Here is a 6,360-nt window from a genome sequence, read left to right as displayed (position 1 = left end):
CTCGCCGACCGCGTCCGCGAGCGGTATCCCGACCTGGTCGTCGGGCACCACGTGGAGACCGGGACGAGCACCCCGGGAATCCTGATCGAGGCGAGTGCCCGCACCGACCTGCTCGTGACGGGCCGCGGCCGCCACCCGCTGGGAGTGGGACCGTCCCTCGGCCGCGTCGCCCACACCCTCATCCACCACGCGCACTGCCCCGTGGAGATCGTCCCACCGGGCTTCGCGGGCCGGGACGGTACGACATGAACGACCTCCTGTTCGGTGTCGATCCGAAAGGACTGGCCGTACCGGCCGTCGCCTGGGCAGCCGCCGAGGCCGACCGCAGACGACTGCGTCTGTGCCTCGTGGTCGCGTTGCCACCCGTCCACGACCGGCTGTGGTACGACGCCGTCGGCCACGGGAGCGCCCTGCGGCTCCGGGCGGAGTCGGTGCTCGCCAACGTGGAGGACCTCGTACGGGAACTGCACAGCGACGTGAGGATCTCGGCGGAACTCACGGCTGGGACGCCGGCCACGGTACTGCTCGACCGGGCGGCCGGCGCCGACCTGGTGGTCGTGGGGTCGCGCGGTCTCGGCAGGGCCGTCGAGCTGCTCGGCGAAGGCTCGGTGGTCGTCCCGCTCACCGCGCGTGCTCCCTGCCCCGTCGTCGTGGTCCGTGCTCCGGAACACACCGCGGTGCATCCACCGACCCTCGTCGTCGGCGTGGACGGCAGCAGATCGAGCCGGGAGGCCGTCGCGTTCGCCGTCGAGGAGGCGAGCCTGCGCGAGGCACGGCTGCGGGCGGTCTGGGTCTGGCCGCGCCCGGTTCTCGCGCACGACGACACCGAGGAGGGGCTGTCCGAGCGGCGGCGTCTGCTCGCCGAGTCCTTGGCCGGCTGGGCGGAACGGTATCCGGACGTGGACATCGTCGCAGAGGTCTGCCGAGGACACCCGGTCGAACAGCTTGCCCTGGCCGCGCAGTCCTCCCTCGCCCTCGTCGTCGGACGCATGGGGCGGGGCGGTTACACGGGCATGCACCTCGGCTCGACGGTCCACGGCCTGCTCCATCACGCCGACTGTCCGGTGATCACCGTCCCCTCCGCCGGGCGGGAGGGGCGGAACGGGGCTCCCGCCCGGGCCCGAAGGCCTCGCCCCCGTACGACCGGCCCATCCCTGCCGCGTTGATCCGCCCGGTGCCGGGAGCACATGCGAGAAGAGGTATCCCGCCGTACGGAGAGGTGAGCACCATGGAGCGCATCCGGATCGGTACCAGGACCAACCGTCCCCGTGAGCGGCCCCCGCTCGGCCTGTGCACCCCGTCCGGCCGTCCCCTGCCGTGCTGACCGGGGGACCCGTGCGGAAATCGACCGGAAGCCACGGGGGCGCCATGGGACCCGCGCGGCGCGTCGTATCCTTCGCCGGGCCGGCCGGCAGGACATCGGCCGTGCAGGGACGGAACGTCTCGCCCGGCGAGCCGGCCAACCGGCTCGGCACGGCAGGGGTACGGATCCCACCGGAATTCGCCCCCATCGCCGAGGCGTACGGGGAACGGCTCGACGCCCGTCGCCCGCGCTTCCTCGTGGCCGCGCGCACCGACTCGGCTCCACGGGGGGTCCCGCCTCGACAGGTGGCCCCTGTCCGCTCGCCCTTCCCCGCGCATCCGCTGCCCGTCCCACTGCATGACGCCGTGCTCGCCGCGTACGGCCGACCGGTCGGTCCACGAGGCCGACGTCCCAGAGACGATCCGGCGTTCACCGCGAGCCCGATCGGCGTGGGTCTCGACTCCGTCTCCGTGACACCGGCCCGCTTCGCCGTAGGCAGGTGCCATGACGTCGTGGCGGATGCGGCCCTCGGCACAAGCACCGGAGAAGAGGGATGACCATGCCCCGCAGGACACGACGCCGCCCCGCCCACGAACCGAGGCCGCTTCGGATCGAACGCCAGGACGCCGTGAACGGTGTGCCGGCCATGCCGCACGGGCCCCTGCCGCAGGGCCCGGCGACGACCGGACGGCCCGGGCACCCGGTGCACACGGTCCAGGTTTCCGCCACCTTCCTCTGATGCCCCGGACGGCGGGAGCCGGGCCGCCGTCACAGTGCCACCGATCTCGCGGCCCGCGCGTCGTTCTGCCGACGCAACCCCGCCCCATGAGGGCCGAGGAGTGGAGCAGGCGTGTCATGGGCCGGTCGGTCCCCTGTGGATCAGGACCGTTCGGCCCTCCCCGAGAGCCCCCTTGGGCACTGCGCCGCGCAGGATACGGGCGGAAGGGTGGAGGAGCGGAGCCGGACCGGGCTCCGTGGCCCGGCCCGCCCAATGAGTGGAGCCCCGGACCCGCGAGCAGGAGGAGCAGAACGATGACCGGAGCGAAGGTGGAACGCAGGCACAACTTCTTCCCCGACTTCAACGACTGGTTCAGCAGGGAGTTCCCCGGACTGCCCGGCCGGTTCCCCGTCATGGCCGCCCACTCCATTCCGATGGAGGTCACCAGCGGCGACGGCACGTACGTCCTGCGGGCCGAACTCCCCGGGATGGACCCGGACGAGGACATCACCATCACGGTCGACGGCAACCTGGTCACGGTGAGCGCCGAGCACGGTGAGAGCACCCAGGACAAGGAGCATTCGGAGTTCCGCTACGGATCGTTCCGCAGAACCGTGCGTCTCCCGGACCCCGTTCCCGCCGAGGGCGTCGAGGCGTCCTACACGGACGGCATCCTCACCGTCCGTGTCCCGATGCCCGACCAGGAGACCCGGGCGGCACGGACCGTTCCGGTGAAGCGGGGCGATGCCGGGGACCGCTCATGAGCAGGAAGTCCGTCCCGGCCACCCGCGACGGCGGCCACGGCGTCCTCGCCGACACCGCCGACGGGACCGGCCGGACACCGAGGGACGACGGGGGCGGCAGCGCCGCCCGCTGAGCCCTGTTCCGTCCGGCGTGACATCCGTCCGGAGGCGCACCATGACCGACCACGAGCAGTCGGGCCACGGCCCCGGTGGGCGAGTGGCCGCAGTCGTCGTCCTGACCATTGCCCTGATCTGCGGCGCGGTCGCTGCCGGATACCTGTGGAGCGCCGGGGGCCGAGCAGACCGCGTACGCGCCGAGCACCTCCACCGGGTGACGGCGACCACCACGGGGCCGGCCGAGGAGCCGCCCGCCCCGATCCAGCAGGGCACACAGCCGCGGTTCGTCGCTCCGGCGGTCTGGGAGTACCCCGACGACGTCCACCGGTCCGGAATCGTCGAAGTGCCTCCCCGGACCCCCCGGGGCCACACCGTGCCCGTCTGGGTGGACGCAGCCGGAGCCCCCGCCCCACCGCCGGGCAACGAAGCGGAACGCGTGCTGGTCTCGTTCACCGGCGGCGCGGCCGTGGCCGGCACTGCGGGGGCGGCCGGGGCCGGTGTCCTCGTCCTCGTACGACGGCGTACCGAGAACCGTGCCCTCGCTGCCCTCGAACGCGAGTGGGAGCAGGTGGAACCCGTATGGTCCGGCAGGCTCCGGCGGGGCAGCGAGTCCGGGGCCGACGATGACTGAGCGGGGCGACGGCCCAGTCGTGACCGCCCGTGCCCAAAGCCGTACCGGCCCCGCGCGGCCGTCCGCCGGGGCACTGTCCTTCGATCCCAGCGAGCCCCTGCCCCGACTCCGCCGCGAACTCGCCACCGGTCCGGACGGGCTGTCCGCCCGCGAGGCGGCCCGCCGCCTCGCGGTCCACGGTCCCAACGAGGTGCGCCGCAAGGTGCACACCTCCTTCTCGCAGGAACTGGTCGGACAACTGGTGCATCCTCTCGCCCTGCTGCTCTGGGCCGCCGCCGTCCTGGCCTTCGTTGCGGATCTGGCAGTGCTCGGCTGGGCCGTCCTCGCGGTCATCGCCGTCAACGCGGGCTTCGCGCTGCTCCAGGAACGCCAGGCCGAACGCGCGGTGGAGACCCTCGCCCGCTACCTGCCCGAGCAGGCCCTCGTCGTGCGCGACGGACAGCCGCTCACCGTGGAGGCCCGCGACCTGGTACCGGGCGATGTCATCGTCCTGGAGGAGGGTGACAAGGTCCCGGCGGACGCACGCGTCACCGAGGGAGGCGTGGAGGTCGACCTCTCGATGCTCACGGGGGAGTCCGTGCCGGCGGAGCGGGTGGCGGCGGACGGGCTGCTCGGTGCGCCGTTGCTGGAGGAGCCGAACCTCGTCCTCAGCGGGACGAGCTGTGTCGAGGGACAGGCCCGAGCCGTCGTGTTCGCCACCGGGGACCGCACCGAACTCGGGCGGATCGCCGCACTCAGCCAGCGGACCCGCCGGGAGGAAAGCCCTCTGGAGCACCAGGTCAAGAAGGTGGCGTGGCTCATCGCCGGCGTCGCCACGGGCATGGGCGCCGTCTTCCTCGTCGTCGGGGTGGCGGTCGGCCTTCCGGTGACCGACTCCCTGATGTTCGCCATCGGGCTCCTCGTCGCCAACGTCCCCGAGGGGCTGCTGCCGACCATCACCCTGGCCCTGGCCGTCGGGGTCCGGGTCCTGGCCCGGCAGGGAGCCCTGGTCAAACGGCTCAGTGCCGTGGAGACACTCGGTTCGACGAGCGTGATCTGCACGGACAAGACCGGCACGCTCACCCGCAACCGCATGCGTCTGCGCACGCTCTGGACGGTCGGTCACGGAATGGACGAGGGCCCGTGGACGAGGGCACTGCTACGGGCGGGTGCTCTGTGCACCACGGTCACCCGCGACGCGGACGGCGAACTGCACGGCGATCCCACCGAGGCCGCCCTCGTCACAGGGGCCGGGGAGCGTGGGGTCCCGGTGGATCTCGACCGCCGAGACGCGGAACGGCGTGCGCTGTTCCGCTTCGATCCACGACTGCGGCTGATGTCGGTCGTCCAGGAGGGCGAGGAGGCGGGCCGGGCACGGGTCGTGGTCAAGGGGGCGCCCGAAGTGGTTCTGTCCCGTGTCCTGCCCGGCCCCGACCGTTCGGCGGCCCGTTCGGCGGCGCAACGGCTGGCCGAGAGCGGTATGCGGGTCCTGGCCGTCGCCGCACGCGACCTGCCGCGCGGGGAGGAACCGCCCGCCCACCGGCAGGACGCCGAGTCGGGACTGACCCTGCTGGGCCTCGTCGGGCTGTACGACCCGCCCCGCTCCGAGGTGGCGGCGGCCGTCGGCCGCTGTCACGAGGCCGGGGTGCGCGTGCACGTCGTGACGGGGGACAGCGGCGCCACGGCCGCGGCGATCGCCCGCGAGGTCGGCATCGGGGTTCCCCGGCTGGAGGTCGTCGCCGCCTCCGAGTCGCTGGGCGACGACGAGCTGGACCGGCTCCTCGCGGAGGGCGACGCCGAGGTCGTCTTCGCCCGGTCCTCGCCCGAGACGAAACTCAAGGTCGCCGACACCCTGCGGGCCCACGGCCGGATCGTCGCCATGACCGGCGACGGGGTCAACGACGCGCCGGCGCTCCACCGAGCCCACATCGGCGTGGCCATGGGCCGGTCGGGCACCGACGTGGCCCGTGAGGCAGCGGCCATGGTGCTGACGGACGACGACTTCACCACCATCGTCACCGCGATCGAGTCCGGGCGCCGCGTCTACGACAACGTCCGCAAGTTCATCGTCTACATCTTCGCCCACGCCACCCCGGAGATCGTGCCCTTCCTCGTCTTCGCCCTGTCGGCGGGCGCGGTCCCGCTCCCGCTGACGGTGCTGCAGATCCTCGCCATCGACCTGGGCACGGAGACCCTTCCCGCCCTCGCCCTGGGCCGGGAGAGCTCCGAGCCCGGCATCATGCGTCGGCCGCCGCGCTCCGAGCGCGAGTCCGTGATCTCCCACGACATGCTCGTCCGCAGCTGGGGCTGTCTGGGGGCGGTGTCGGCCGTCCTCGTCACGGCCGGCTACTTCTACGTGCTCTGGCGCGCGGGCTGGCAGCCGGGCGATCCCACGGGACCCGGCAGCCCTCTGCACGACGCCTACGTGACGGCCACCACGGCCACTTTCGCGGGGATCGTCACCTGCCAGGTCGGCACCGCCTTCGCGGCCCGTACGGACCACGCGGCGCTGAGGGAGATCGGCGTGCTGTCCAATCCGTTGCTGTTGGCGGGCATCGCCTTCGAGCTCGTGTTCACGGCGGCCCTCGTCTACGCACCGCCACTGCAGCGGGTCTTCGGCACGGCGGCCCTTCCCTGGGACGTCGTTCTGCTCATCGCGACATTTCCGGCCCTGGTCTGGGGCACGGACGAGTTCCGGCGCGCCCGGCGCCGCCGACTGGCGTCGCCCGTCACCGGGTCCGTGCGGGTGGTGGAGCGGGACACCCGGCGGTGATCGTCACTGTGCCGGAGCGGTGTCGTCCCCGTGCCGGAGCCGGTCGACGACCCCCACGACCCCGTCGACGCTGTTGCAGAGCCGGAGGAGGACGGG

General features: G+C 73.1%; 5 protein-coding genes. All 5 read left to right on the top strand.

The genetic code is table 11. The annotated features are described in order from the left end of the window. Positions 1-249 (top strand): universal stress protein (locus tag ABZZ04_RS39070; RefSeq protein WP_356937000.1); only part of this gene is annotated, 249 nt, incomplete at its 5' end. Then, positions 246-1,166, top strand: coding sequence for a universal stress protein (locus ABZZ04_RS39065; RefSeq protein ID WP_356936999.1), 921 nt, complete (start codon positions 246-248; stop codon positions 1,164-1,166). The genes ABZZ04_RS39070 and ABZZ04_RS39065, both read left to right, overlap by 4 nt. 1,169 nt (positions 1,167-2,335) lie before the next feature. Then, positions 2,336-2,785: an Hsp20/alpha crystallin family protein gene (locus ABZZ04_RS39060; protein ID WP_148836042.1), complete on the top strand. Its 450-nt coding sequence runs from the start codon at positions 2,336-2,338 to the stop codon at positions 2,783-2,785. A gap of 154 nt (positions 2,786-2,939) precedes the next feature. Next, positions 2,940-3,512, top strand: a complete 573-nt coding sequence (locus tag ABZZ04_RS39055; protein ID WP_356936998.1) for a hypothetical protein — start codon at positions 2,940-2,942, stop codon at positions 3,510-3,512. A gap of 19 nt (positions 3,513-3,531) precedes the next feature. Then, positions 3,532-6,264, top strand: coding sequence for a cation-transporting P-type ATPase (locus ABZZ04_RS39050; RefSeq protein ID WP_356936997.1), 2,733 nt, complete (start codon positions 3,532-3,534; stop codon positions 6,262-6,264). Positions 6,265-6,360: the final 96 nt, after the last annotated feature.

It is taken from the genome of Streptomyces sp. NPDC006435 (assembly GCF_040612315.1).
In the GTDB taxonomy this organism is placed as follows: domain Bacteria; phylum Actinomycetota; class Actinomycetes; order Streptomycetales; family Streptomycetaceae; genus Streptomyces.
The sequence above is the reverse complement of the archived record's forward strand: the minus strand, read 5'-3'. Positions and strand labels throughout refer to the sequence as shown.

Coding starts and splice junctions, on each gene's coding strand:
- ABZZ04_RS39060 (WP_148836042.1), top strand. CDS start 2,336: ATGACCGGAGCGAAGGTGGAACGCAGGCACAACTTCTTCCCCGACTTC.
- ABZZ04_RS39065 (WP_356936999.1), top strand. CDS start 246: ATGAACGACCTCCTGTTCGGTGTCGATCCGAAAGGACTGGCCGTACCG.
- ABZZ04_RS39055 (WP_356936998.1), top strand. CDS start 2,940: ATGACCGACCACGAGCAGTCGGGCCACGGCCCCGGTGGGCGAGTGGCC.